This is a genomic window from Rhodococcus sp. 24CO, from assembly GCF_050586165.1.
Taxonomy (GTDB): domain Bacteria; phylum Actinomycetota; class Actinomycetes; order Mycobacteriales; family Mycobacteriaceae; genus Rhodococcus_F.
In genome coordinates, this window is the sequence record NZ_JAZFNF010000004.1 from 15,865 (window position 1) to 41,840 (window position 25,976).

The window sequence follows — 25,976 nt, forward strand, 5'->3', positions numbered from 1 at the left end:
CTGTCAAGCTCGGTTCAACACGTTTAGAACCCCGCGTTCGTTCGACTCTGTAGGTGGCACCGATTGTGGTGTCGCCGACTTACGGAGGTTCTCATGCCCCGCATTCCCGCAGTGGCGCCCGGTGACGGCGGACCACTGATCAAAGTGGCGTACAAGTTCGCAGCCCGGCAGTTCGACGAGGTCCCTGAACCGTTTGCCGTGCTCGCGAACCACAAGAAGCTGTTTCTGGCGGCCGCCGGGCATGAAATGGCAGTGCAGAAAGCGTCGAAGGTACTGCCGGTGAGTGTCCGGGAGTTGGCGGTCTACCGAGTCGCCTCTACCGTCGGCTGTTCGTGGTGCGTCGACTTCGGCACGATGCTCGCGCGTCTGGACGGCCTTGACGTCGAGCGTTTGAAAGCGATTGAGCATTATCGGGATTCGCCGCTCTACAGCGAAGACGAGCGAGCTGCCATCTCGTACGCGGACGCGATGACCGGCGACCCACACGGTGAGCGCGGAGTTACCGACGAACAGGTTGCGGACCTCGAGCGTCGGTTCGGTAGGGCAGGCGTGGTGGAGTTGACCTACCAGATCGGGCTCGAGAACATGCGCTCGCGAATGTATTCCGCGTTGGGAATCACGGAACAGGGGTTCGGAACCGACTCGTGTCGGGTTCCATGGTCTCACGACTGAACTCCGCAAGAGCGGACTATTTGATCAATTTTTAACGCATTTGCGGACGTATTGTCTTGTTTGGTGATGCGGCGAGCCCTACGATCATGATGTGCCCAACATACGAATACGCGAAGCCGCCGGGCTGCTCGGCGTCAGTGACGACACCGTGCGTCGGTGGATCGACAGCGGGCAACTGAGCGCGACAACCGACGATTCGGGTCGCAAGGTGATCGACGGAGCTGAACTGGCCACGTTTGCGCGATCCAACGCGGCTCCCGCTCCCGTAGATCCGCTGAGCACCGGGACGTCGGCCCGCAACCGGTTTGCCGGCCTCGTGACCAAAGTTGTCACCGACACGGTGATGGCGCAGGTTGAAATGCAATGCGGTCCGTTCACCGTGGTCTCACTGATGAGCACCGACGCTGTTCGTGAATTGGGATTGGAAGTCGGCAGTATCGCAGTTGCCGTAGTCAAAGCCACCACCGTGATCGTGGAAACCCCGTCAACGGTGAAAACGCAGTGAGGAAATCAGTGAAAAGAGCGCTCGGAACAGTTGCCGCAGGAGTTCTCTCACTCGCTCTGGTGAGTGGTTGCAGTAGCTCGGACAGCTCGTCACCCTCGACGTCGACGGCGGCTGCCGGTACGTCGGCAAGCGTGACCGGCGACATCACCGTTTTTGCGGCGGCCTCGCTGAAGAACACCTTTACCGAACTCGGTAAGGAATTCGAGTCCGAAAACCCCGGAACTGCAGTTACTTTCAGTTTTGCTGGTTCATCGGATCTGGTTGCGCAGATCATCCAGGGCGCTCCCGCGGACGTGTTCGCGTCGGCAGATGCGGCAAACATGAAGAAGGCCACCGACGCGGGAGTTGTAGCAGGTGCGCCCTCCGACTTTGCGAGCAATACCCTCACGATCGTGGTGCCTCCGGGCAACCCGAAGGGGATCGCCTCGTTCGCTGATTTGGCCAAGGAGGGAACACAATTGGTGATCTGCGCTCCGCAGGTTCCCTGCGGGGCTGCAACCAAGAAGGTCGAAGAAGCGAGCGGTGAAACTCTGAAGCCGGTCAGTGAGGAGTCCTCGGTAACCGACGTGCTGAACAAGGTCACCTCAGGTCAGGCAGATGCCGGCATCGTGTACGTTACCGACGCGAAGTCGGCAGGCGACAAGGTCGAGACCATCGCCTTCCCCGAATCGGGTTCCGTTGTCAACCTGTACCAGATTGCAGCACTGAAGGATTCGAAGAATTCCACGACCGCCACCAAGTTCGTCGATCTCGTGAGTGGCCCGAAGGGTCTGGCTGTGCTGACGACCGCAGGATTTGCCGCTCCGTGATGCGAATCAGACCGGCAGTCCGTGCTCCGCTCGGGCTGCCGGTATGGATTTATCTCCCTGCCGTGATCGGCGGGGCCTTCGTGATAGTTCCGTTGCTCGCGATGCTCCAGACGGTGCAATGGTCGCAGTTCTGGCAACTCGTGACCTCGGAGTCGTCGGTTGCGGCTTTGAAGCTGAGTCTGAAGACCGCGGCGATGAGCACAGTGCTCTGCATTCTCTTTGGGGTACCGATGGCTGTGGTGCTGGCGCGCAGCAGCTTCCGTGGACTGTCGGTACTGCGGTCACTGATCTTGCTGCCGCTTGTCCTGCCTCCGGTCGTGGGCGGAATCGCGCTGCTCTACACGTTCGGCCGTAAAGGGCTGATCGGGGAGCAGTTGGAGGTGCTCGGAATTCAGATCGCCTTCTCGACGACCGCAGTTGTTCTGGCACAAACGTTTGTCGCGCTGCCGTTCCTGGTGGTCAGTCTCGAAGGGGCGCTGCGGACGGCAGGCACTCGTTACGAGGCAGTGGCATCAACGCTCGGAGCCAGGCCGACCACGGTGCTACGACGCGTCACCCTGCCGCTGGTGATTCCCGGTCTCATCTCGGGAGCCGTTCTCGCCTTTGCTCGCGCATTGGGGGAGTTCGGTGCAACGCTGACGTTTGCCGGCAGCCTGCAAGGAGTTACCCGCACCCTGCCACTGGAAATCTACCTGCAACGCGAGAGCGATCCCGATGCTGCCGTGGCACTTTCGCTGGTTCTGGTTGTTGTCGCCGTGGTCATCGTTGTCGCCGTCCGTGGGCGCGGATCGGCGGGATCGCTGTGAGCGGCTTGCGCGTGGACGTCGAGATCCCCGAACGTGACGTGATCGCCTCGTTCGACGTTGCCGCCGGTGAGGTGACAGCGATACTCGGCCCGAACGGCGCCGGAAAATCGACAGTGCTGGCTGCTGTTGCGGGACTGCATCATCCGCACCGTGGACGGATCGAACTCAATGCGCGGGTGCTGACCGATACCGCTGCCGGAGTTTCCGTGTCCCCGCACAAACGTGGGACGGTCCTGCTCGCCCAGGACGCACTGCTCTTTCCCCATCTCAGTGCTGCGGACAACGTCGCGTTTGCACCGCGCAGTGCCGGGCGGTCTCGTCGTGAATCCGCGCAAGCGGCCCGCCACTGGCTCGGCGCCGTCGACGCCGGCGAGTTGGCGGATCGGAAACCGTCGCAGCTGTCCGGGGGACAGGCACAACGCGTTGCCGTCGCGCGAGCACTGGCGGCTGAGCCTGAACTACTTCTCCTCGACGAACCGATGTCAGCGCTCGACGTATCGTCGGCCCCGGCGCTGCGCTCCTTGCTGCGACGAGTGCTGCGAACCGGTAACCGCACCGCCGTACTGGTGACTCACGACGCGCTTGACGCCTTGGCGCTCGCGGATACCGTCGTAGTGATGGATGGTGGACGCGTCGTCGAACGAGGCGATGTCCGGACGGTGCTGACGCGCCCTCGCAGTACGTTTGCCGCCAGGATCGCCGGAATCAATCTGCGCAGTGGCGTCATGATCGAGGATTCCGCGGTCCGAACTCCGGGTGGTACCGCCATCGCCGGCCTCACCGAAGTGGCTGTGCCAGTGGGTAGCCCGGCAGTGGCGATGTTCGAACCCAGTGCAGTGTCGGTGTATCTCCAACCGCCGCACGGAAGCCCTCGCAACGCGTTCGACGTTACCGTCGCCGAGATCGAGAATCGAGGCTCTACGGTACGGGTGCGAGCCGAGGACGACGAGGGACAGCCGGGATTGTCGGCCGACATCACGACAGCGGCGGCGGCCGAGTTGGATCTCGTACCGGGCTCGACGGTGACGTTCGTTGTGAAAGCGACAGAGACGCTGATCTACGCTCAATGACGTCTCACACGTAATTCGGCTCGAAGGATGGGTAGTGAACCCCGAAGACGCACCACCAGGGGAGCCTGCCGTTGTTCCCGCACCGCGGCCCGCCCGGAGTGTGTTGTTCGGATTACCGCCGGTGGGAAACCGATTCCCCGGAGCCGTACGAGTGGCGCTGGCCCTGGCGATTCCTGCGACCATCGCGACCCTTCTCGGATACGGCTCGCCGTCACTTCTGGTCGGGTTGGGAGCCTTCGCCTCGATTTACGGTGAAGGCCGGCCGTACCGGAGCCGGTGGAAAGCCGTCGGCATTGCCGCGTTGGCGCTGACGGTTCTCTCGTTCATCGGAGCATCGGTGGGCGAACCGATCCATCGGGCGATTTCCGAGGGAGCCCCCGAAGCTCTCCTGATACTCGTCATTCTGGTCATGGCAGTGGTGGTGTCGACCTGTGCCTTCACGGTTGATGCGTTGCGATTGGGGCCGCCAGGAGCGTTCTTCCTCTTGCTGACGACCGAGATCAGTTCGGTCATCGCCACTCCGGGACAGCCGCCGGTAGAGGTTGCTCTGTGGACGGCGGTAGGTGGAGCGAGCGCACTACTCGTATCCATGACTGGGATCCTGTGGGCGCCGAGAGCGGTGGAACACGCCGCCGTCGGCGCAGCCGTGTCTGCCGTCGACAAGTACGTGGCGGCGACAGATCAAGCGAACCGTCACGCTGCCGCGCTGCGACTGCAGGATGCATGGCAATGCCTGTACCGCGGAAAGATTGTCGGCACCGACCATCTCCTCACCCGTGAATTGGAACGCGCGCAGCTTCGGATGGCACGGGCACTTGCCGATGATCACGACCCGGAGTTGATGGTGGACGCAGCTTTCGACATCGACGAGGTCGGTGTGTATCCGCCTTTGCCTGACCCGACGATCCGGTACAGATTTCTGCGGGCCTGCAATCCGTCCAGTCGAGCGACGATCACTGCTATCCGTTTACTTCTGGCCTGCATCGCAGCGGGAAGCCTGACGGTTCTCCTCGGAATCGACCGACCGGATTGGGCCGTGATCGCCGCCGCGATGGTTCTTCACCAGGGGCCGGATCGAATTTTGGGAACCTATCGGGGGATTCACCGGATCGGCGGGACCGTTCTCGGGTTGCTGGTGCTCGGCGCGGTGTATCTGTGGAGTCCGGCCGGCCTTGCCATGGTGGCCGTACTTGCTGTGCTGCAGTTGGGAATCGAGCTGTTCCTGGTGCGCAACTACGGAGTCGCCGTCATCTTCATCACGCCGATGGCGATCCTTCTGGGTGCCGCCGGCGGCGCACACGGCACCGTGCAACATCTCGTCCTGAGTCGAATGATCGAAACAGCAGTCGGTGTTGTGGTCGCACTGATCGTGCTGTGGACTGTGGGCCGCCAAGCTCATCGCCGGACTTTGGAGTGGGTCGACGGGCGCGTTGCGCGACTGCTCGGTGTGCTGCTCACCGACATTCGGACGGTACAACGTGCGCCGAGTGCAGAATTGTGCCGCGATCTGGAGTTCGAACTTCGCGGCGCCGCCATGGCGGGAATCGATGCAGCGCACAACGAACCGGACTGGGCAACACAGCACTGGGCAGCGCACACCGAGCTGCATCACCTTGGATCCGATGTGCTGCACCGGTTGTCGTTCGGCACCACGGTGTCACGCTCGCACCTCGAGAACTGGGAACGACGCTACGCGGCATGCCGATCGAGCTGACCGAACAGCCGAGAACTTGCCCCGTTTCGGTGGTCTTCACACATTAAATCCGGCGTGAATGAAACCGTTGACCCACGTGGGGGGTGCCGACATATGGTGTCGGCACTGCCTTCACAGACACTGCCTTCACAGGTACTGCCTTCCACGTTTGGAGTCCCACGTGTTCTCGTCCTGCCGTTGTTGTCGCTGAACCGACAAGCACTCGCATCTGCCTCCGCAGAGCACCTCACGACGCTGCGTGGTCTTCACCCGTCGAGCGCTCTCTGCAGGACATGACGTTTCGGTACAGCCGAGGGCCGATGTGGCCGATCACGGCACAAATCATCTTCTACAGGAAGTAACTTCATGATTCGCCCCCGTTTCGCGCGCTCTGTCGCCGCGGCTCTCACACTTGTCTCTCTGGCCGGCTTGGCAGTCGCTTGCTCCGGCTCCTCCGACGAGGTCGTCAAGACCGCCGACGGCAAGACCGTCCTTCGCTACGAGGGGAGTGCAGGTCAGGTATTGTTCCCGGAACTTGCCGCCGACCTCGGCTACTTCGACAATGTGGAACTCGACTGGATCGGTGATACGACCAGTGGTCCCCAGAGCATTCAGAATGCCGCAACAGGGCAGACCGAATTCGGTGGAGCATTCAACGGTGCGGTGGTGAAGTTGGCCGCCGCGGGGTCGCCGATCACCTCGGTCGTCGGCTACTACGGTTCGGACAAGCAGAGTTTCAATGGGTACTACGTACTCGACGACAGCCCGATCAAGTCGGCAAAGGACCTGATCGGCAAGAAGGTCGGAATGAACACCCTCGGTGCGCACCACGAGTTCGTCGTCCGTGAATGGCTTGCGCGGCAGGGGCTTACGCCGGACGAGATCAACCAGGTGGAACTGATCGTGGTTCCGCCGGTCAACACGGAACAGGCACTACGCCAAGGTCAGATCGATGTCGCAACCCTCGGATCGGTCTTCCGCGATTCTGCCCTCGAACGTGGTGGTCTGCGTGAGCTTTTCACGGACGAATCGCTGTTCGGATCGTTCACATACGGCACGTTGGTATTCCGCAACGACTACATCGCGCAGAACGAGGAGGCGGTCGCCGATTTCGTCCAGGGAACAGCGCGCGCAATTCGTTGGACGCAGACGCACTCGCGCGATGAGGTAGTCGCCAAATTTACCTCGATCATCAACTCTCGGGGACGCAACGAAGACACGAAGCTGATCAGCTTCTGGAAGAGCCCGGGAGTCGCCGGACCCGGTGGAGTGATTGAGAACGTCGAGATCAGTACCTGGATCGACTGGCTGACCCGCAACGGTGAATTGGAGGAAGGGAAACTGACTCCGGCGGACATCTACACCAACACATTCAACCCGTACGCCAACGGGACGTACACACCCGAAAGTGGCGCTGACGGACAGGCATTGGAGGTCGGAAAATGAGCACTCAACCGAAACTTCGGCTAGAGGACGTCACCAAGGAATTCGACATTCGTGGGACGAGTGAAAAATTCACGGCGGTCGAGGACATCAACATCGACGTGGCGCCGGGCGAGTTTCTTGTCCTCGTCGGCCCAAGCGGCTGCGGCAAGTCCACTCTGCTCGATCTACTGGGCGGGCTCAGTTCTCCGACATCAGGTCGAATCCTTCTGGACGGCAAGCAGATCACCGGTCCGGGGCTGGATCGCGGAATCGTCTTTCAGCAGTATGCTCTGCTGCCGTGGCGCACCGCTCGTCACAACATCGAGTTCGGGTTGGAAGCCAAGGGCGTCAAGAAAAGCACACGACGCGAACTTGCCGATCATTACCTCGAACTGGTCGGCTTGGAAGGCTTTGCCGATCGGTACCCTCACGAACTGTCCGGCGGTATGAAGCAGCGAGTCGCAATCGCCCGGAGCCTTGCGTTCGACCCGGAAGTGCTGTTGATGGACGAGCCTTTTGCGGCATTGGACGCACAGACGAGGGAATCGTTGCAGGGCGAGTTGCTGCGGATCTGGAAAGCGACAGGCAAGACGATTCTGTTCATCACGCACGGGATCGACGAGGCCATCTACCTCGGACAACGCGTGGCCGTTCTGACGTCCCGGCCCGGCCGGGTGAAGACGATCGTAGATATCGACATCGACCGATCCGCTGCGGACGTGCGCTCCGGTGAGCAATTCCGCGACTATCGGCACCAGATCTGGACCCTTCTGCACGGTGAAGTGGAACGCGCGCGGAGCGACGAGCTAGATCCGACAAAGGAGACCGCGAATGTCTAGCGCGCTGGCAATTCCGGAACTGGTCACCGCGCCGGAACCGACATCAGAGCGGCGGGTCGACTCAGTGACCCGAAAGTCTGCCGATCAGGCCGGCGCCGCAGCACGTTACGTGCGATCAACGGCATGGCGCATCGCCAAACCTTCGATTGCCATTGCTGTTTTCCTCGGAATCTGGGAATTAGCACCACGACTGGGGTTGGTGGACAAGGTTTTCCTCCCGCCGTTCAGTGAAGTGGTGTCGGCGTTCTTCACTCTGGTCGGCAACGGTCAACTGCAAGAACACGTCACCGCAAGTTTGACCCGCGCCTTGACCGGATTTTTTGTGGCGGTAGTGATCGCGGTTCCATTGGGCATCGCGATTGCGTGGTACCGCCCCGTCTCGGACTTCCTCAATCCGATCCTTGAACTATTCCGCAACACAGCGGCTTTGGCGCTGCTCCCCGTCTTTGTGTTGATACTCGGAATCGGTGAAGAGTCGAAGATCGCGCTGGTGATCTATGCCTGCACCTTCCCAATTCTGCTCAATACGATCTCCGGAGTGCGCAGCGTTGATCCTTTGCTCGTCAAATCCGCTGTATCGCTGGGATTCTCCCCGATCAGACTGTTTCAGAAGGTTGTCCTCCCGGCCGCGGTACCGACGATCTTCACCGGGATTCGGATGTCAGCCGCGTCGTCGATCCTCGTGCTGATTGCAGCCGAGATGGTCGGAGCCAAAGCCGGTCTCGGATATCTGATCACCGCGTCTCAGTTGAATTTCCAGATCCCGAACATGTACGCGGGCATCATCGCGATCTCTTTGCTCGGTCTTACCCTCAACGGTGTCCTGGTGCTGATCGAACGCAGGCTTTCACGCTGGCGTCCCGCCACCTGATCGCTGGCGTCCCGCCACCTGATGCTGGCGTCTCGCCACCTGATACTCACTCACCGGAAGGAAAGTTCTTTCATCATGCCCGAACGACAGTTTCACCTGAACGCATTTCTCATGGGCGTCGGCCACCACGAAGCCGCGTGGCGCCATCCGAATACCGATGCGGCTAACCTGTTGGATGTCAAGCATTTCCAGAATCTGGGTCGCATCGCGGAACGCGGGAAACTCGACTCGGTGTTCTTCGCCGACAGTTTGGCCGTTGGTCCGCGCGTCAAGCACAACACCCAGGCGATCTTCGAACCGGTTACCTTGCTGTCGGCGATCGCCGCAGCGACCGACAAGGTTGGTCTGATCGCCACGGCGTCGACCAGCTACAGCGACCCGTACACGCTCGCGCGGAAGTTCGCGTCGCTCGATCACATCAGCGGTGGCCGCGGCGGGTGGAACATCGTGACGTCGGCCGGAGCCGATGAAGCAGCAAACTTCGGACTTGGCGCAGTCCCGGCGCACAGCGATCGTTACGAGCGGGCCGACGAGTTTGTCGATGTGACGCTTGATCTCTGGGACAGCTGGGAAGAGGGCGCGATCCTCTTGGACGAGGAGACCGGCGTCTTTGCCGACCCGGACCGAGTGCACCGCATCGACCACGACGGTGCGCGATTCTCGGTGGCCGGGCCGCTCAATTCGCCGCGATCACCGCAGGGCAGGCCACTACTGGTGCAAGCCGGATCCTCCGAAAGCGGTAAAGACTTTGCGGCGCGATATGCCGAAGCCGTGTTCACTGCGCAGCGAACACTCGAACAGGGCCAAGACTTCTACTCCGACCTCAAATCTCGTTTGATCAGGTACGGCCGCAATCCGGACGACCTCAAAGTGCTGCCGGGAATCGTTCCCTTCATCGCAGACACGGAAGCCGAAGCGAAAGCTCTCGAGCAGTCGTTCACCGATCTGATCTCGCCGGAGTACTCGCTGCGTCAACTCTCGAACATGGTGGGCGTCGACCTCACGGAACACTCGCTCGACGCACCTCTTCCGCCGTTGCCCGATCTCGATCACATTCAGGGCAACAAGAGCCGATACCAACTGGTCAAGGACTTGGCTGAGACCGAAAAGCTCACGGTCCGTGAGCTGATCGGCAAACTTGGCGGTGGGCGGGGACACCGTACCTTTGCCGGGACGGCGGAGCAGGTTGCCGACGAGCTGACCGAATGGTTCGACAAGGGTGCAGCTGACGGTTTCAACATCATGCCGCCGTACCTGCCGGGTGGGCTGGAGATATTTGTCGATCGGGTTGTGCCGATTCTGCAGTCCCGTGGGCTTTTCCGTACGGAGTACACCGAATCCACGTTGCGTGGCCACTACGGGCTTGCGGAGTCGGTCGGCAAGCGCTCGCGGGCTGCGGTGGCCGTAGAAGTGAGCGCGTGACGGAAACAGTTCCCCGAGCGCAGCCGGGAGTCGGCGCGCTGAAGCCGTTGGTGACTACGGTTTTTGTCCCGGCTGCGATTTTCGGAATCGGCCAGGGCGCGGCGGCGCCGATCATGGCTGTGACGGCCCGGGATCTCGGGGCGTCGATCACCGTTGCCGGACTGATCGTCGCACTCGGTGGATTTGGCGCTGTTCTCGGTGATCTACCGGCCGGCCGGATAGTCTCGCGTTTCGGCGAGCGTCGGTCCATCATCGGCGGAAGTACTCTCGGTGCAACAGGCGTGGTGATCTGTCTGTTCGCCGCGACTCCCTGGATACTGGGAATCGGAGCCCTGCTGACCGGACTGGCAAATGCGGTGTGGGGCCTGGCTCGGCAGAGTTACCTCGCCGACACGGTGCCGTTGAGTTTGCGGGCTCGGGCGATGTCGTCTTTCGCGGCGATGTGGCGTCTGGGATTCTTTCTCGGACCACTGATCGGCGCCGGGATGATTCTGATGATGGGCACCCGCGGCGGATTCCTGGTCCAGTTGGTCGGAGTTGTACTCGCCGGTGCTCTGATGGCACGTGTTTCCGATCCACCGCGCTCGGGCGATGCGAGCGGCGGAAAACACCGACTCGTCACGTTGACCGACATTCTCGGTCGACATCGCGCACCGTTGTCGACACTCGGAATCGGATCTCTCCTGATGGGCGCCGCTCGGGCGTCGAGGGAAGCGGTACTTCCACTGTGGGCCTTGCATCTCGGGTTGGACGCTGCCCAGGTCAGCGTGATCTTCGGTGTGGGTGCGGCAGTGGATCTCCTGTGCTCGTATCCTGCCGGGCACATCATGGACCGCTACGGCAGACGACTGGTGGCGGTTCCGTCGCTCAGTGTGATCGGAGTGTCGTACCTGCTGTTGCCGCTGTCGACAGGAGCATTGGGATTGACCGCCGTTGCCGTTGTCATGGGCATCGGCAACGGGTTGGGCAACGGAGTCATCATGACGTTGGGCGCGGATATCGCTCCACCGGACGAGCGGGCCGAGTTTCTCGCAGCCTGGCGCCTGACCCACGACGCGGGGATGTTCGGCGGACCACTTGCGATTGGTGTGCTTGCCGCCGCAGTTCCACTCGGTTGGGCCTTTGCGGTTCTGGGCGCGACGTCCTTTGCCGGCGCAGCGGTGATGCACCGATATATTCCGCGCTATTCGCCGTCCGTGGCAGCGCAGGCGGATCGCGGACGGTCTGGGTAGGCTCGCATGATGCGATTCGGACTGTTTGTTCCTCAAGGCTGGCGCCTGGACCTGGTTGGCATCGACCCTGCACAGCAGTGGGAGGTGATGCGTGACTTCACATTGCGGGCGCAGGCGGGACCGTGGGAATCGGCGTGGGTGTACGACCACTTTCATACAGTTCCCGCGCCGACGGAGGAAGCAACGCACGAGGCATGGACCCTCATGTCAGCTCTTGCCGCGTCGACGTCGAGCATCCGGTTGGGCCAGATGTGTACCGCCATCAGCTACCGCAACCCGGCATATCTCGCAAAAATTGCGGCCACCACCGACCTGATCAGTGGTGGTCGCGTCGAAATGGGCATCGGCGCCGGCTGGTACGAGCAGGAATGGCGCGCCTACGGCTACGGTTTCCCTTCTGCCGGTGAGCGACTCGGCCGTCTCGACGAGGGAATCCAGATCATGCGACAGTCGTGGTCGACCGGCAGCGCGACGCTGGATGGCAAGTACTACCAGGTCGACGGCGCTATCTGTCGGCCACTTCCACTTCAGGACAAGGGAATCCCGTTGTGGATCGCGGGCGGCGGCGAGAAGGTCACCCTGAAGATTGCGGCAAAGTACGCGCAGTACACCAACTTCGACGGCACACCCGAAGGATTCGGGCGCAAGTCCGAGATCTTGAAGAAGCACTGCGCTACGGTGGGCACCGACTTCGACGCCATCGTCCGCTCGGCTAACTACAACGTTGCCATCGGATCGACGGAAGCCGAAGTGGCCGAGCGACTTCGGGTAGTCAAAGACCGGCTGACGCCTCTGGTGGGTGAAGCTGCTGCGGATGCGTCGTTGGACGCGTTCCGCGGTATGCCCGCAGTCGGAACGCCGGAACAGATCATCGAAAACCTGTCAGCACTCAAAGCGCAGGGACTCGAATACGGGATCTTCTACTTCCCCGAAGCCGCGTACGACACCTCAGGCATCGAGTTGTTCGAACGTGAGGTACTGCCGGCACTGCGCTAGAGACGTTGCCTCAGCGGCAGTGGCTAGCGCAGGTTGTCGGGCAAGTCAGCCGGCTCGATCATGATGCGGCGTTCCGGGTGGGTGCGAACTTCCTTCGAATCAGCGAGTCGACTCTGAAGGAAGTTCCACTCACTTGCACTGATCGCGGCGGTGGCGCGGGCCAGCACTCGGGCGTCCTTGGTGCCCCATTCGATGGGCATCGGATTGACCATCTGCCAGACGTCGTCCTTGCTTCGTGTGGAGCGGTCCGACCGCAGGGCGACAGACGGAACACGATCGCCGACCTTCCAATGCGGGTTGAGTCGGACGTTTCGGCTGACCAACGCGTATCGGGGACCTTGCGTCGACGGCTTCGCGACGTCGATCAGCGCGGTCAGTGTCACGGCGCGGGGGTGAATCTCGGAGACGATCGTGGGCACCAACGGGTTTTCGCTGTACAACTTTTCGATGCTTCCCACCTTGCGCGGGGCCCACACGGCCACACCCAGCGAGCTGATCGCACCAACGGCGAGAACAGCGCCGGCGATGGTGGACCACACCGCGCCCATGGTGATGAGCCAGGCGGCGAGCGCAGCGAGGATGAGGGCGAAGATCACGGCAGAAACCTGCAGACGACGGACATCGGCCAACGTGTCGTTGACGGACTTCGCGTGAGCCTTGTCGACGGTGAACTGGAAATCAGCCACTGGTGTGTTCCTTCGCAGGTGGCGGGCGGGTGTACTCGGTCGAGGGCTCCTGAAAACTCCAGGAGCCACTCCACCAGGGTAGCTACTTCCGCGCGCGCTCCCACATCTGCAGGTAGGCCTCCGCACCGCGGCTCATGTCGTCGATAATCTGATCTCCGTCCGGTCCTGCGGCAATTCGCATGTCCGCAATCCAGTCGGGGATCATTCCGTACTGCGCCACACCGTCGACGTTGACGTCGAAGACGCGGTCACCGGCACGCTGCTTGTCCATGACTGTGCCGTCGAAGGCGGTGTACGGGTACTGCAAAGGATTGGCGTCGGCATCCCCGCGCGGCGCGGCCTGGGGGCCGAATCCGTTGGTGTCGGCGCCGTAGCCGAATCCGAAGTAGTAGTTTTCGCTTCGCATCTCCCGGGCTTCGCGCCACTGGTCGATGAATCCGGTCTCGCCGTGCTTACCGTCGGAAGCATCGAGTGTGCCCGCGTACAGCGCCACAAAACCACCCAGTGCATAGATCCGCCGGTAATAGCTTTCGTCGCTCCAACTGTGGCTCGACACAACACCGGAATACTGGGCGGTTTCGAGGATATCGAGTGTCGCGTCCGCTGCCTTGACGCTCATGTGGTCGATGTCGATGATCATGCCGCGATCCATCAGCCCCCGGATGGTGTGCTCACCGAGAGCGCTCAGCCCACGTGAATTGCATTGCGCGCCGGCCGGATACACCGGAAGCGTCACGCCGGGTGGGAGTACGGCGAGGAGATTCTGGGCGCCGTCGACCTTGGTGGGCAACTCGTTGTCCTCGGCGACGCCGGTGCACGGTTCGGACTGCCAGAACTCGCCGGTGCCCAGGTAGTTGCCGATGTTGACGGCCACCCCGGTGACGCCACCGTCGAATCGTGTGCCACCCAGCGCATTGTCGAACTTGTGCGTGACGATCATCTGCCGAACGCCCAGATCGTAGAGTTCGTCCAGGCCACGGTCGATGTCTTCGGTCGTGCACTGCGGGACATCGTTTCGCAGTGTGCATCCGAAGGGTTCCGACACCTCGATACCCAGCGTGACGGCCAGTTTTCCGTCGGCCGCCACCTGCCGGGCTTCGGCCGGGGAGCTTACGATCCGGAACCAGCCACGGCCAGGGCCGCCGTACTGTGCGTCGACGTAATCCTGGATCTCACGAGTCTGCTTGGCCTGGATCCGGATCGTCTCCATTTCGTCGCACGGATTGCGTTTGGTCGGATACAGCTCGCACAGAACACGATTGGCGACAAGAAGGTTGGTGAAGATGCGCAAACCGCCGCGCCACGCGCGTTCCACCCACGTGTAGTAGGTCTGCTCGTGAGTGAGGGAATCGTGAGCCGGCCAATCGGGGAAAGTGGGCCACCCGGCGGTGTTGTGGGTTGCGAAGGGATCACCGAAGGAGAGAACGTTTTCGAGGAGTGCGGGCACGCCGTTAGGTTGATGGTCCGGGCAGTCGACCAGCGCGGCGGTGACGCCTTGGGGATCGAAAGGCTTACCGCAGTGCAGATTTCCACCCATGAACTCGGACGCGTTCATGTGCACGTGCGTGTCGATGAATCCGGTGACCTCGCCGCTCGGGCCTATCTCCGACGGCGCACCCGTAGCGTTCACTTCGGCTTCCGGGAAATCGGCGCATCCGGTGCGGGGGATCAGGGCAAACGAGGCGGCATCCGGCGCGACCCCGGGTTCGGTGAGCGACAGGGTGGCATCGTGGCTGACCAACGCTCGACCGTTTGTGGTGGCCGTGAGAACAAACTTCTCGCCGCTCGACATCACTGTCCAGTCCGTCGACGGGGTTGCGGTCGACGTCGCTACGACGGCGCCGGCGGCGTCATGGGCAAGCATCGATCCGTCGGTGCCGTAGAACATGAATCGGCCGAGTTGTGCCGCATGGAGCCTGAACGATTCGGCGTCGTCGACGGTTGTTCCGGCGCTGCGGTAGGCGCCGCCGTCCCGGTTCACGAACGCGCCGCCGGCGCTCTGTAATGCGTAGCAGCCGTTCGCGAGCTGGTACACCGTTGTACCTGGTGCGACCGGAGTCGCCGAACTGACGCCGGTGGTGGCAACCACTCCGATTGCCGCCAACAGTGACGCTGTCAGAAGCGCAACTGCGGCGCCGAGACGACCGCGTGAACGTGTAACCGAGCGCAACATGCGCGACTCCCCGATAGGCACAAGTGTGACAGGGAGCACGCTATCGCGATATGGACGCCCGTCCAGCTAATTAGTGAAACTTGTTATAGAAATGTGTTCAACCGATGGCTGGGCCCAACAGGTCGTCTGCGTCGGTGATTCGATACGCGTACCCCTGTTCCGCGAGGAAGCGCTGACGGTGTGCCGCGTACTCGGCATCAAGCGTGTCGCGGGAAACCACCGAGTAGAAATGCGCCTGACCGCCGTCGTGTTTGGGTCGCAACAGTCGACCAAGGCGCTGAGCTTCTTCCTGCCTGGACCCGAAAGTTCCTGAAACCTGAACGGCAACAGAGGCTTCCGGAAGGTCGATCGAGAAGTTGGCTACCTTGCTCACCACAAGCGTCTGGATCTCACCGTTGCGGAACTGATCGAACAGGATCTCGCGTTCCTTGTTCTTGGTCGATCCCTTGATAACGGGAGCGTTCAACGCCTCACCGAGCTCGTCCAACTGATCCAGGTATGCACCGATCACCAGAGTCGGCGAATCCGGATGCTTGGCCAGAATCGATTTCACCACGGCAATTTTGGTGTGCGCCGTCGAGCACAGTTTGTAGCGCTCCTCCGGTTCCGCCACCGCGTACGACATGCGTTCGGCGTCCGTCATCGTCACTCGCACCTCGACGCAGTCGGCCGGCGCGATCCAACCCTGCGCCTCGATGTCTTTCCACGGAGCGTCGTAACGCTTGGGACCGATCAACGAGAAGACGTCGCCCTCGCGGCCGTCCTCACGAACCAGTGTTGCTGTGAGGCCGAGGCGTCGACGCGATTGAAGATCGGCAGTCATACGGAAGACCGGCGCGGGCAGCAGGTGGACCTCGTCGTAGATCACCAGGCCCCAGTCGCGGGAGTCGAACAGTTCGAGGTGCTTGTATTCACCCTTCGTGCGACGCGTGATCACCTGGTACGTCGCGATCGTGACGGGTCGAATTTCCTTGCGCTCGCCGGAGTATTCGCCGATTTCTTCCTCGGTCAACGACGTGCGGGCAATGAGCTCACGCTTCCACTGACGACCGGCAACGGTGTTGGTCACGAGAATGAGTGTGGTGGCCTTGGCCTTCGCCATGGCTGCCGCGCCCACCATCGTCTTACCGGCGCCACACGGAAGCACGACGACGCCCGAGCCGCCGGCCCAGAACGAATCGGCTGCCATCTGCTGGTAGTCACGCAGTTCCCAGTGACCTTCCTCGAAGGCAAGGTCGATGGGATGAGCTTCGCCGTCGACGTAGCCGGCGAGGTCCTCGGCCGGCCAGCCGACCTTGAGCAGCATCTGCTTGAGACGGCCGCGCTCACTCGGGTGGACGATCACCGTGTCGTCGTCGACCTTCTCACCGAGCATCGGTGAGATCTTCTTGTGCCGCATCACTTCGGTGAGCACTGCGCGGTCGAGGCTGACCAGGATGAGGCCGTGCACCGGGCTCTTGACCAACTGCAGGCGTCCGTACCTGGCCATCGTGTCGACGATGTCGACCAACAGCGGTTGCGGAACGGCAAACCGTGAGAACGAGACCAGTGCGTCGACAACCTGCTCGGCGTCGTGTCCGGCGGCGCGGGCATTCCACAAAGCCAGGGGAGTGATGCGATACGTGTGGACGTGTTCGGGGGCCCGTTCGAGTTCCGCGAAGGGGGCGATTGCCTGTCTGGCATCGCCGGCGCGCTTGTGGTCGACCTCCAACAGCAGCGTCTTGTCGGATTGGACGATCAACGGTCCGTCGGTCACGGAAGCCTCCTAGTGGAACAAGCGCGGTGAAACAAACACGGCAGGGACAGAGCGTTGCACCGCGTTGTCGGCTGACGCCAACCCTGCCATTGTCCTGGTATCGGAGTGCATACGCCAAGTGGCGGGCAATACACAACGCAAACAGGGGTGCCCATACCTGGGCACCCCTACGTCAACGTGGCACTGTTGACGGCTATTCCTGGCCCCGTATTTCGGGGACGCGGAAAGCCTTTATTTCTGCGCCACTGCGGACTTACGCATTTCCATGACGTGAGTTATCGCTTCGGAAATTCCGGAGCGATAACCGATATTCTTTTCGCTGTCGCCGGGAGTTGAATCCAGCTCTGATTCAAGTCGCGTTTGAATGCGATCGAGCGCATGGATTGTTCTTTTCACGGTGGATCCTTTGTGCTACGAACGACCCGATAACAAAATTCCGGGTCGACGAGCGTGTTCGTCGAGGACGCAGACCGCGGCCAGCGTCATCCCGGCAACATATCCGCGGGACCGGGGATCTGTGCCTCTGCTACTGGACCTGAACTGGTCGAACGTCTCGTGAAGGTAGTCGAGCGCATCGGTCTCGGCTTGCATGATGAAAGTTTCTCGAGAGAAGAACGAAAGTATTTTCCGTCAGCTCCGCTTTCTCTTGCGGATCAATTCCGAAGAATCCGCTGCTTTTTCGCGCTTTTCTGCGCGGCGTTCCTTGATCGACTGGGCGGGCTTTTTCATATTCTTGCCCGGTGCCTTGTCAGCCATTGTCGCTCCTCATTTTTCGAAGTGGCAATCACAAACTGACCTCGACCATACTTCATTTACAGAAAAAAGCCAGTTGCCTTTTTCCGGTCACTTTTTTCCGGAGTCGACAGGGCTGACGGAGGTAATGCGGTGCAGGGTGAATCGGCGCACGGCACCGCTCGCCGGATCGAACGCGTCCAACTGCCCACCGCCCACGCTGACCGGATCGACGATGCGATGCGTGGCCACCCCCTGAGCGTCGACGTAGCCGATGTTGACGCTCTTACCGTCGCGGGCTGCGGACGAGAGCAGCGCTATGGCGGCGGCGTTGCTTTCCCGCGATCCGTCGGCGCGAACTCCGCCACGGCCGGGCGTGGCAGCGCGGTCGCCCGCTCGCATCGTTCGCACCAGTGCGTCGAGTTGTTCGGGCGACGGACTTGTCGGCGTTCGGGTGGCGTGCCGCAAGCGACGGTTCGGAATTCGAGCACCGCGCGGGCGCAGATCGACGAGGGCTCCTGACGAATCCTCGCCGGCGGGCGCAAAGCCGGCGGCGCGAAGTTCGGCCAGAACTTCCCGCAGCGGTGCCTGGGACACGGCCACCGTGGGGGCGAGAGCGCGCAAGGCCAAGGGCTCGGCGACGGCGGAGGCAAGAACCTCGGACAGGAGAGAGGCGTCCTCGCATCGGATGAACGACGCCGCCACACCCGCCCGCAACCGACCGTGCCGGCGTGCGACATCGTCAATGAGGTACGAAAGGGATTGTGGGACGGGAGTTTTGGATTTCGTGCTGAACATCGTCTGAAGTTCCGTCGCCGTCAATCCGGCATCGAGTGCTCGGCGGATGCTGCTCTCACTGATGCGGTACATGGACGCGGCCCCGGCCGATTCGATATCCGCGACCAAGGTCACCTGCTCGAGCAGGTCCGGTACCAGCGGCCCGGGAGCGACCAGCGTCAGGTCGGCCTGAACCAGGATGTAGTCGATCGGCTTCGGCAGCGCCGCCGCCATTTCGGCTTCGGCGTCGCCGCCGTGCAGCATCGCCCGACCCGGTGAACTCAGCGCGCCCCGCGCCACCAATCCGAGAGCCGACGCCTCCGCAAGTGTGTTCTCGACTGCAAATGTCCGAAGCCGCCCGCTCCGTCGGGGATGACGCCACGCAAGCGAACGGCTCACCTCGGCGGGCGAGGCGCTCTGCCCACTGTCGAGCTCGGCCAAGAGTCCGAGAATCGACGCCCGGTCTCTCGGTGCAGACGGCGCGCGGCCCTCCTCGGCCAGCGCGGCGATCGGCTTGTCGGACGGGTCGCGCATCCCGATCATCCAGGGGACTCGGGGGACATCGATCCACGCCGACGCCAAGACCTCCCATTTGCGGGCCGTCGTGGCGTTCAGCCAACCGTCGACTGTCATGGTCGGCGTCCAGTAGTCGTCCGCGGTGTCGGACGCCGGTGCGGGGTCCGGGGTGCCGCTGGCAATCAATCCGGCGGCGGCGAGGAGTTCGACCACAAGATTGAGCCGACTCTCGTCGAGGTCCGCGGCCTTCGCGATACGTCGTAGTTCACGCACTCCGAGTCCACCGGCGCGCAACGCCGGGGCAGGTGCGGCCCCGAGAACGGCGATCACGTTTTCACTCTGGCGAACCAACTCGAGGGCTTCGCCCGCTGCTGCCGCATTCACGTCGGCAGGTTTGAGTTTGTCACCGGTGATCACCGGCGCGGTGAGCGTGGTCGGATCGAAGACCGGTTCGCCGCGGATGACCTGACGTACCGTCGCCGGCAACTCCACGGTCTGCTCGTCCAACCACCGGAGTAGGCCGGCCGCCAGTAGTTTCTGCACGGGACGATCTGCGGGCGTTTCCGGAGCCGCGTCGCGGGTTCGGCCGATGGGGCTAGAGTTGGCCAGGGTCTCGAGCAGGCCGCGTTCGCGCTCGCCGAGCGAATTGAGCGCCGCTGTGATCTCGGCTTCCGACATGGACTCGGCGGGTTCGAGAGCGCGGCCCAGTCGCCACGGGATGGTGTCGATGGCAGCGGGGACGATGCTGATCGGATCTGTGCCCCAGATGAGCGCGTAGGCCCGCATCTTCGCAAGCGAGGAGTCGACTGCCTTCTTGGTGACCTTGCCCTTGCCGGTGAGGGCCCGGGCGGTAAGCGCGTCGTTCAGTTCCGCGCGTGTCATGGGAGTTTCCTCGGCACCGGCGAGCGCCAGAAGTTCGAGAAGTCCGAAGTCCAGTGTGTCCAGCTCGTCGGCTGCTCTACTGACCGACGCCCGTTGCTGTGCGCGTCCGCTGAGCACCACCATCGTGCTCGGCGGTGGCACCGCCAGATCCGGCCGCAAACGCAGCAGTTCCGTCAGCTCGGCGTCAGTGCGCGCCGACAGCCAATCGGTCAAACTGTCGGCTCCGGAAGTGCCCGCCTGGGTGCCACGTATTTCGGTCATCAGGTATCAGATTAGAGACCTGGTATGTACGGCGTAACGGAGTCCTGTCAAAATGGCTTCGTGGCCAACAATTCGAAGCAGCACTATGTAGATCCAGGATGGCCGGAAACTGCAGACGGAGATCACGCAGTGACCGAATTGTCATCGACCCGCTCCGGTGGACTTTCACCGTTCGGCGAGGACACCACCTTCCCGTTACCGGTGGAGTCACTTCCTTACATCCACCCGTACACCGTCATCAACCGCTAGAACCGCAACGAAGAAGGCCCGCACCGAATCGGTGCGGGCCTTCTTTTCCAGCTGGGTGCGTTCGAGCGGAACGCGCAGTTCGCAGTCCTACTTCAGGAAGGACTTCGCGGTGTCTGCTGCTGCAAGGATCTGGGGATCGACGACGATACCGTTGGCCTCGGCAAATGCAATGGCCTGATCGATTGCGTCGGAGACGGGGTGCGCGACGGTCTGAGCGACCTGCTGTGCCGGTGCGGCGGGTGCGGACGGCGTCGTGGCCGGAGCGGAACGCTGCGTTGCGCCGCTGCTCAGGCCGAGGCTCGAGGAGCAGGACGGCCAAGCGCCCCATCCCTGGTTGGCCAGTACGCGCTCGGCAACAACGATCTGCTGCTCACGACTGGCGTTGTTTGCGGTGGCTGCGTACTCGCCGCCGCCGTGTGCGTTCCACGTGCTGGGGGAGAACTGCAATCCGCCCTGGTAGCCGTTGCCGGTGTTGATGGCCCAGTTGCCGCCCGCTTCGCACTGTGCGAGGCGATCCCAGTCGGAATCGGGGGCAGCGCTGGCGGTACCTGTGGCTGCGAGTCCTGCTACACCCATGATGGCGCCGGTGACGGCGACCTTGGCGACAGTGCGGCCTGCGGTGGTGGGCTTGCGATGGCGTCCGCTCATGATCGTGAATTTCCTCTCCACACGCGCCTGCGAGGTCAGCTGTCGGGTTCGGGCTGAGAGGTTGCCCGGCCTCGCCTTTCCTGGCTGGAAAGGGTCTGGCTTCACCCCAAGGTTCGAATGTATTGCTTGTCGAACCGGTGTCAGGTGGAGAACATTTCTGCTCTCACAGAGGACTTTGGGTCCCCCGTCCTTGTCCCTGGAATGCTCGAAAGTGGGAAGTTCCGGTACCCGCGGGACAAGGTTTGGCGCGGCGGGCCGGAGGTGGCCGGAGTTTCCCGGCCGGAATTCACGGTAACGGCTCTCACCGCTCATGTCACCATTTGATAACGCGGCGCGCCGAATGGGATACAAACCCGCCGCCAAAGCGCAGGAGACTCTTCCCAGGTAGTGAAGGATTCCGCAGTGAAGGTTCTCTTGTGGCTATTCCGTTATCCACCCGTAACGTGACGAAGGTCACACTGTTATCGGTGGGGGATTGCGAGCTATGCGTAGTTGACGCGGTTGGCGTCGACGATCTCCTTGCCCAGAGGCATCAGCGAGATCGGAATCATCTTCAGGTTTGCGACGGCCAAGGGGATGCCGATGATCGTGATGGCCATCGCCACCGCCGTGACGATGTGGCCGATCGCCAGCCAGATACCGGCGATGATGACCCAGATGACGTTTCCGATCATCGAACCGACACCAGCCGTCGGCTTGTCGACGACGGTCTTACCGAACGGCCAGAGGGCATAGATGCCTATCCGGAACGCGGCGATACCGAAGGGGATCGTGATGATCAGAATGCAGCAGATGATGCCTGCCGCGAAGTAACCCAAGGCCAACCAGAATCCGCCGAAGACCAGCCAGATTACGTTCAGGAGGAGTCTCATGGTCGGTGACCTTTCGGTTGGGGTGAGGGGAGATCAGCGGGCGCGACGACCCGCCCTCAAGGTGTAGACGATGGCCAGTAGAAATCCGACCGGACACGCCAAGGAGATCAGGTACAGCGCCAATCCCGGCGGTGTGTCGCTGAAGATGTTGATCGCGAAGATCGCGACGAGCGCGACGAGTCCGATGAAAAACAACCCCATCGCGACTCGAAACAAGCCGTTTCCGGTGCCGGAAGTACTCGGGTTCGGTTGAGTGTCCACATCTACGAGGGTAGTGCCCGGCAAACGTGGGTGCCGAGACCGGTTCGTCACAGGTAGACTGTGAGGCGACTGCGCGTCCCGTCAAGCAAGTTCGGGGCGCGTTCTTTTGCATTCTTCGACCGAGTCGATTTCTGGTCGCAGTGATGTGAGCAGGACCATGGAGTAGCAGGACCATCGAGGCTCGTATGCGAGCCTTCCGAAAGTAGTGGGACGCAAGTCCCAGACGAGTGATGAGCGGGTGAACGCGGTGCCAACCGGCAAGGTGAAGTGGTACGACGTCGAAAAGGGTTTCGGCTTTCTGTCGCAGGAGGAGGGGGAGGACGTCTATGTACGTGCGTCCGCCCTTCCCGAAGGTGTCGAGGGCCTGAAAGCAGGTCAGAAAGTCGAATTCGGCATGGCTGCCGGTCGACGCGGTCCGCAGGCTCTGAGCCTGAAGGTGCTCGAGCCTGCCCCGTCGCTGCGCGGCGCATCGACGCAGCGACGTGAGCCGGTTGTCCGCAAGCACACACCGGACGAACTGCACGGCATGGTCGAAGACATGATCACGCTGCTCGAGGCCAAGGTTCAGCCTGACCTGCGCAACGGCAAGTACCCCGATCGTAAGACCGCGCAGCGGATCTCCGAGGTTGTCCGCGCCGTGGCACGCGAGCTCGACAGCTGATCAGCACGAGACACGAAAATGCCCTGCACTTCTCTCGAAGATGTGCAGGGCATTTTGTATGTCAGCGGTCAGGCTGTCTTGATCGACCAGATCAGTAGCCCCTGCTCGCTGCCTTCACCGACAGCAAGGTGGATCTCCACTCCCACCAGTTGCTTCTCGGGTTCGGCTTCAACGGTGACTGCCAAGGACTCACCGGCTCCGAAGAAGCGAGGCTCACCGGTCTGATTGCCGTCGGCGTCTTCGTAGACTGCCAGCATTGCCCACTCGGCGTCAGAGACTTCCTTCGACAACGACAACTGCAAGGGGTATCCCTCGGGCACGTCGAGCTCGTACACATCACCGATCTGCGCGCACTGTGACAGGTCGATCGTGCAGAACCCGGCAGGCTGAGTCTCGATGGTGCGACCGTGTGCGTACGCGGTGATCTGCGGGAGCCCATCGGGCTCGTCGTTGATGTTCTTGATGATCACGACCAGAACCGAGACGTAGGCAACCAGCGCCACCACCATCAGGACACTGACCGCTGCCACGATCTTCTTTGTTCTTGCGCGCATGATCACTGCGGAGTACTTCCTTGTCCTCGATCGGATTTGCCGGTGTAGATCACTTCGGTCACCTCTTGCTCGGCCAGATCAGGGCGCTTGCCACCGAGCCCGGGCAGAAGTGAGCTGCCTCGGTAACTCAGGAACGTCTGCAGTAGACCGATCGTCAAGAACACCGAGACAACAGTGAACCCGATCCAGTATTCAGTAGGCAGCAGAACCCCCAACGCCCCGCCCAGCACCCAACTGAGTTGGAGGACGGTTTCGGATCTGCCGAAACCGGAAGCGATCGATTCCTCGGGCAGATCGTGCTGCAGCGACGCGTCCAGGGAGACCTTGGCCAACGCGCTCGCCGCGGACGCGATCAGTGTGGCCAGCGCAGCCGTCATCAAGTTGTCGGTCAGGGCCGCGATGACGGCGATGATCCACACCGATGCCGTGCACCGAAGGACGACGAGGGCCGGTCGACCCAGTTTGAGTCGCGCACCGGCAGCATTGCCACCGAAGTTGCCCAGCCCTGCGGCAGCGCCGACCAGGCCGAGCATCATCGCCTGCTGCAACGGCTCGTGGTCCGTTTTGGATTTGGCGACAAACGCTATGTACAACGTGAGGAAGCCCGTGAGAACGCGAATGGTGCCGTTGCCCCACAACCCGATGATGACCGCGCGTCCGAGTGGCTGACGCACTTTTGCGCTCTTGATACCCGAAGCGCGTCCGCCGCCTGCTGTGTGTTGCTCGTCCGGGTGATAGGTGATGGTGGCGGGAACCTCGCCTTCGGTCACCTCGACCCACGACGGGATGCGCATGCTCAGGTAGGCGCCGAACACCGTCACGACCACCGCGAACCAGAGGGCACCCGGCGATTTGAAGGCGAGTGCGAGTGCGCCGGCCACAGCGCCCGCACCGATGGTTCCACCGATCAACCCGAACACGGTGAGCCGAGAATTGACTCTGACCAGGTCTATTTCCGGTGGCAGGACACGTGGAGTCACCGCGCTCTTGAGTACCGAGAACGATTTACTGAGCACCATCATGCCGAGCGCCGCGGGATACAGAATCCAACTGTCGAAGTTGAACACCAGGATCAGCGCCAGCACGGTTCGAAGTCCGAACGACGCGGCCAGCGCGATTCGGCGGCCCCGTTGCAATCGATCGAGCATCGGTCCGATGAGGGGAGCGATAACTGCAAACGGAGCGATCGTGATCAGGAGATAGAGCGCGACCTTCGTTTTGTCCTCGCCTGTGGCAGCGGAAAAGAACAGGGTATTTGCCAAGGCCACCGCAAGAGCCGCGTCGGTCGCGTTGTTGGTCATCACCGCGTACGTCAGCGCGGTGAGGCCGGACTTGTCCGCGCCGTCGGCTTTGGCGGCGCGCTGGAACGTCGCGATGCCCTTGTTCGTCAGTTCCCGGCTGCGCATCGCGGCCACTCGCGTGACCGTGAGCTTGCGGGGCATCGGTGGGGCTTTGGGTGCGTCGGAACTGCTCTTCGAGCCCGAGTTCTTGGCGTCGCCACCATCGCCGGCGTCGTCACGGGAGCCGGGGATCGGGTGAAGCGGAGGTAACGGCGCACGACGCGCTGACGGCCGCGTCGCCGGTGGGTAATTGTCATAACCGGGATGCAAAGTCTGCCCTGCGGATTCGTCGGGAATTCGCCGGGTATCGGGGTCGTAGGGTTCGCGCGGTCCGGTCACCACTTAATTCTGTCCTAGTCCGTGATCTGCGACCACGCACACCCCTGACGAGTCGAGGGGAAAGTTCGAAATCACTTCACAAATCGAACTTCGAAGATCTGCGGCCAGTACTTTCCGGTGAGAAGAAAACGGTCCGTTCCGGGTATCTGGGCGATTCCGTTGAGGACGTCGACTGGGTTGGGGGACCCTGCGGTATCGAGCCGGCCGCGCAGAGGTGAGGCATCGATCACGCTACTCACGTGCCCGTCGGCTGGGTCGATGGCCACGATTGTGTCGGTCTGCCAGACGTTTGCGTAGACGGTTCCGTCCTCGGCACATTCCAGTTCGTTCAGATCCCCGACAGGTTGGCCGCCACGAGTGACGTCCACCGAACCGGTGACTGCAAACGTGTCCGGATCGCGGAACGTCAGCGTCGACGAGCCGTCGCTGGTGACCAAGCGATTCTCGAGTGCACAGATCCCCCAGCCCTCGGTGGCGAGCGGAAACCGGCCACGCTCGGTGAGAGTGTTCCTGTCGCGGACAATCGCGACGCCGTTCTTCCACGTCAATTGCCACAGCGCGTCACCGATCACGGTGATGCCCTCACCGAACAGTGGAGGCGCCAACTCGGCGCGGGCGATGTCGGGTCCGGAGACCGGGGTGCCGTCGAACTGCGTCGAGCGCACCCACGACTCCCCGACACGCCCGGTGCTTTCGTACAGTCTGTCGCCGTCGATCTCGAGCCCCTGGGTGAAGGCCCCGCCGTCATGGTCGTAGACCTCGATCACCTCGGCGGAGAGCTGTCGAGGGGAGTTGTCGGCGCCGGAATCGGGGGTTGCGTCATCCGTTGTCGAGCACCCCGCAACGCCCGATGCGATCACTGCGAACGCTGAGGCGATGCTGACGAAACCGGCGCGTGACCTACTCATCCGTCCAGCATTCCAGCCCTG

26 protein-coding genes and 1 riboswitch are annotated in these 25,976 nt (G+C 62.1%); of the genes, 14 read left to right on the forward strand and 12 right to left on the reverse strand.

What is annotated here, in order from left to right:
- The first annotated feature begins 93 nt into the window (after positions 1-93).
- From V2B23_RS10145 to V2B23_RS10200, 12 genes are all read left to right on the forward strand, one after another.
- Positions 94-672, forward strand: a complete 579-nt coding sequence (locus V2B23_RS10145; RefSeq protein WP_430950242.1) for a carboxymuconolactone decarboxylase family protein — start codon at positions 94-96, stop codon at positions 670-672.
- Positions 673-763: 91 nt separating this feature from the next.
- Positions 764-1,177: a TOBE domain-containing protein gene (locus V2B23_RS10150; protein WP_430950243.1), complete on the forward strand. Its 414-nt coding sequence runs from the start codon at positions 764-766 to the stop codon at positions 1,175-1,177.
- Between the two features lie 8 nt (positions 1,178-1,185).
- Entirely contained in the window at positions 1,186-1,986 is an 801-nt protein-coding gene (modA, locus tag V2B23_RS10155) for a molybdate ABC transporter substrate-binding protein (protein ID WP_430950244.1), read from the forward strand.
- Complete coding sequence (locus V2B23_RS10160) at positions 1,986-2,792, forward strand: ABC transporter permease (protein WP_092806557.1); 807 nt, start codon at positions 1,986-1,988, stop codon at positions 2,790-2,792. Before modA ends, V2B23_RS10160 begins: the two co-directional genes overlap by 1 nt.
- Positions 2,789-3,862: a sulfate/molybdate ABC transporter ATP-binding protein gene (locus V2B23_RS10165; RefSeq protein WP_430950245.1), complete on the forward strand. Its 1,074-nt coding sequence runs from the start codon at positions 2,789-2,791 to the stop codon at positions 3,860-3,862. The genes V2B23_RS10160 and V2B23_RS10165 overlap by 4 nt, the downstream gene beginning before the upstream one ends.
- A gap of 34 nt (positions 3,863-3,896) precedes the next feature.
- Positions 3,897-5,576 carry an FUSC family protein gene (locus tag V2B23_RS10170; RefSeq protein WP_430950246.1) on the forward strand — a complete coding sequence of 560 codons (1,680 nt, stop codon included), beginning with the start codon at positions 3,897-3,899 and terminating at the stop codon, positions 5,574-5,576.
- Positions 5,577-5,921: 345 nt separating this feature from the next.
- Complete coding sequence (locus V2B23_RS10175) at positions 5,922-7,001, forward strand: ABC transporter substrate-binding protein (protein WP_430950247.1); 1,080 nt, start codon at positions 5,922-5,924, stop codon at positions 6,999-7,001.
- A complete protein-coding gene (locus V2B23_RS10180; protein WP_430950248.1) occupies positions 6,998-7,819 on the forward strand; it encodes an ABC transporter ATP-binding protein in 822 nt (273 codons plus the stop codon). The genes V2B23_RS10175 and V2B23_RS10180 overlap by 4 nt, the downstream gene beginning before the upstream one ends.
- Positions 7,812-8,690 (forward strand): ABC transporter permease, encoded by an 879-nt coding sequence (locus V2B23_RS10185; RefSeq protein ID WP_430950249.1) that lies wholly within the window; start codon positions 7,812-7,814, stop codon positions 8,688-8,690. The genes V2B23_RS10180 and V2B23_RS10185 overlap by 8 nt, the downstream gene beginning before the upstream one ends.
- Before the next feature lie 75 nt (positions 8,691-8,765).
- Positions 8,766-10,112, forward strand: coding sequence for an LLM class flavin-dependent oxidoreductase (locus V2B23_RS10190; protein ID WP_430950250.1), 1,347 nt, complete (start codon positions 8,766-8,768; stop codon positions 10,110-10,112).
- Positions 10,109-11,344, forward strand: coding sequence for an MFS transporter (locus tag V2B23_RS10195; RefSeq protein WP_430950251.1), 1,236 nt, complete (start codon positions 10,109-10,111; stop codon positions 11,342-11,344). The genes V2B23_RS10190 and V2B23_RS10195 overlap by 4 nt, the downstream gene beginning before the upstream one ends.
- Positions 11,345-11,353: 9 nt before the next feature.
- Positions 11,354-12,340, forward strand: coding sequence for an LLM class F420-dependent oxidoreductase (locus tag V2B23_RS10200; protein WP_430950252.1), 987 nt, complete (start codon positions 11,354-11,356; stop codon positions 12,338-12,340).
- Positions 12,341-12,363: 23 nt separating this feature from the next.
- Here the strand turns inward: V2B23_RS10200 and V2B23_RS10205 are convergent, their stop codons facing one another.
- The 6 genes from V2B23_RS10205 to V2B23_RS10230 form a co-directional block, all read right to left on the reverse strand.
- Positions 12,364-13,026, reverse strand: a complete 663-nt coding sequence (locus V2B23_RS10205; RefSeq protein WP_430950253.1) for a DUF3239 domain-containing protein — start codon at positions 13,024-13,026, stop codon at positions 12,364-12,366.
- 82 nt (positions 13,027-13,108) lie between these two features.
- Positions 13,109-15,196 carry a peptidase gene (locus V2B23_RS10210; protein ID WP_430950680.1) on the reverse strand — a complete coding sequence of 696 codons (2,088 nt, stop codon included), beginning with the start codon at positions 15,194-15,196 and terminating at the stop codon, positions 13,109-13,111.
- Between the two features lie 100 nt (positions 15,197-15,296).
- Complete coding sequence (locus V2B23_RS10215; RefSeq protein WP_430950254.1) at positions 15,297-16,955, reverse strand: DNA repair helicase XPB; 1,659 nt, start codon at positions 16,953-16,955, stop codon at positions 15,297-15,299.
- A 231-nt stretch (positions 16,956-17,186) separates the two neighbouring features.
- Positions 17,187-17,351 carry a hypothetical protein gene (locus V2B23_RS10220; protein ID WP_165826323.1) on the reverse strand — a complete coding sequence of 55 codons (165 nt, stop codon included), beginning with the start codon at positions 17,349-17,351 and terminating at the stop codon, positions 17,187-17,189.
- A 234-nt stretch (positions 17,352-17,585) separates the two neighbouring features.
- Positions 17,586-17,711, reverse strand: a complete 126-nt coding sequence (locus V2B23_RS10225) for a hypothetical protein (RefSeq protein ID WP_254922770.1) — start codon at positions 17,709-17,711, stop codon at positions 17,586-17,588.
- 87 nt (positions 17,712-17,798) lie between these two features.
- Entirely contained in the window at positions 17,799-20,123 is a 2,325-nt protein-coding gene (locus V2B23_RS10230) for a helicase-associated domain-containing protein (RefSeq protein WP_430950255.1), read from the reverse strand.
- 60 nt (positions 20,124-20,183) lie between these two features.
- Here V2B23_RS10230 and V2B23_RS10235 point away from each other — a divergent pair, with 60 nt between their 5' ends.
- Positions 20,184-20,372: a hypothetical protein gene (locus V2B23_RS10235; protein ID WP_033234086.1), complete on the forward strand. Its 189-nt coding sequence runs from the start codon at positions 20,184-20,186 to the stop codon at positions 20,370-20,372.
- An 87-nt stretch (positions 20,373-20,459) separates the two neighbouring features.
- Here the strand turns inward: V2B23_RS10235 and V2B23_RS10240 are convergent, their stop codons facing one another.
- The 3 genes from V2B23_RS10240 to V2B23_RS10250 all read right to left on the reverse strand — a co-directional run bounded on the left by V2B23_RS10240 (position 20,460) and on the right by V2B23_RS10250 (position 22,153).
- Positions 20,460-21,020: a transglycosylase family protein gene (locus V2B23_RS10240; RefSeq protein ID WP_430950256.1), complete on the reverse strand. Its 561-nt coding sequence runs from the start codon at positions 21,018-21,020 to the stop codon at positions 20,460-20,462.
- A gap of 8 nt (positions 21,021-21,028) precedes the next feature.
- A riboswitch (cyclic di-AMP (ydaO/yuaA leader) is annotated at positions 21,029-21,248 on the reverse strand.
- 254 nt (positions 21,249-21,502) lie between these two features.
- The gene (locus V2B23_RS10245) at positions 21,503-21,892 is read right to left on the reverse strand and encodes a YccF domain-containing protein (protein ID WP_033234088.1); all 390 of its coding nucleotides are present in this window, start codon (positions 21,890-21,892) and stop codon (positions 21,503-21,505) included.
- 33 nt (positions 21,893-21,925) lie between these two features.
- A complete protein-coding gene (locus V2B23_RS10250) occupies positions 21,926-22,153 on the reverse strand; it encodes a hypothetical protein (protein WP_141486410.1) in 228 nt (75 codons plus the stop codon).
- A 247-nt stretch (positions 22,154-22,400) separates the two neighbouring features.
- Between V2B23_RS10250 and V2B23_RS10255 the strand changes: the two genes are divergently transcribed.
- Positions 22,401-22,814: a cold-shock protein gene (locus V2B23_RS10255; protein ID WP_430950257.1), complete on the forward strand. Its 414-nt coding sequence runs from the start codon at positions 22,401-22,403 to the stop codon at positions 22,812-22,814.
- 68 nt (positions 22,815-22,882) lie between these two features.
- On the opposite strand, the gene V2B23_RS10260 is transcribed toward V2B23_RS10255, so the two are convergent.
- The 3 genes from V2B23_RS10260 to V2B23_RS10270 form a co-directional block, all read right to left on the reverse strand.
- On the reverse strand, positions 22,883-23,368 hold the full coding sequence (locus V2B23_RS10260) for a DUF2771 domain-containing protein (RefSeq protein WP_033234362.1): 486 nt from the start codon (positions 23,366-23,368) through the stop codon (positions 22,883-22,885).
- Between the two features lie 2 nt (positions 23,369-23,370).
- Positions 23,371-25,047 carry an MFS transporter gene (locus tag V2B23_RS10265; RefSeq protein WP_430950258.1) on the reverse strand — a complete coding sequence of 559 codons (1,677 nt, stop codon included), beginning with the start codon at positions 25,045-25,047 and terminating at the stop codon, positions 23,371-23,373.
- Positions 25,048-25,118: 71 nt separating this feature from the next.
- A complete protein-coding gene (locus tag V2B23_RS10270; protein ID WP_430950259.1) occupies positions 25,119-25,955 on the reverse strand; it encodes a glutaminyl-peptide cyclotransferase in 837 nt (278 codons plus the stop codon).
- Positions 25,956-25,976 lie beyond the last annotated feature (21 nt).

Bases quoted from the DNA above. Each gene is read 5' to 3' on its own strand.
- V2B23_RS10145 (WP_430950242.1), top strand. From the start codon at position 94: ATGCCCCGCATTCCCGCAGTGGCGCCCGGTGACGGCGGACCACTGATC.
- V2B23_RS10160 (WP_092806557.1), top strand. From the start codon at position 1,986: ATGCGAATCAGACCGGCAGTCCGTGCTCCGCTCGGGCTGCCGGTATGG.
- V2B23_RS10175 (WP_430950247.1), top strand. From the start codon at position 5,922: ATGATTCGCCCCCGTTTCGCGCGCTCTGTCGCCGCGGCTCTCACACTT.
- V2B23_RS10180 (WP_430950248.1), top strand. From the start codon at position 6,998: ATGAGCACTCAACCGAAACTTCGGCTAGAGGACGTCACCAAGGAATTC.
- V2B23_RS10185 (WP_430950249.1), top strand. From the start codon at position 7,812: ATGTCTAGCGCGCTGGCAATTCCGGAACTGGTCACCGCGCCGGAACCG.
- V2B23_RS10190 (WP_430950250.1), top strand. From the start codon at position 8,766: ATGCCCGAACGACAGTTTCACCTGAACGCATTTCTCATGGGCGTCGGC.
- V2B23_RS10200 (WP_430950252.1), top strand. From the start codon at position 11,354: ATGCGATTCGGACTGTTTGTTCCTCAAGGCTGGCGCCTGGACCTGGTT.
- V2B23_RS10225 (WP_254922770.1), bottom strand. From the start codon at position 17,711: ATGGCTGACAAGGCACCGGGCAAGAATATGAAAAAGCCCGCCCAGTCG.
- V2B23_RS10230 (WP_430950255.1), bottom strand. From the start codon at position 20,123: ATGACCGAAATACGTGGCACCCAGGCGGGCACTTCCGGAGCCGACAGT.
- V2B23_RS10240 (WP_430950256.1), bottom strand. From the start codon at position 21,020: ATGAGCGGACGCCATCGCAAGCCCACCACCGCAGGCCGCACTGTCGCC.
- V2B23_RS10245 (WP_033234088.1), bottom strand. From the start codon at position 21,892: ATGAGACTCCTCCTGAACGTAATCTGGCTGGTCTTCGGCGGATTCTGG.
- V2B23_RS10260 (WP_033234362.1), bottom strand. From the start codon at position 23,368: ATGCGCGCAAGAACAAAGAAGATCGTGGCAGCGGTCAGTGTCCTGATG.
- V2B23_RS10270 (WP_430950259.1), bottom strand. From the start codon at position 25,955: ATGAGTAGGTCACGCGCCGGTTTCGTCAGCATCGCCTCAGCGTTCGCA.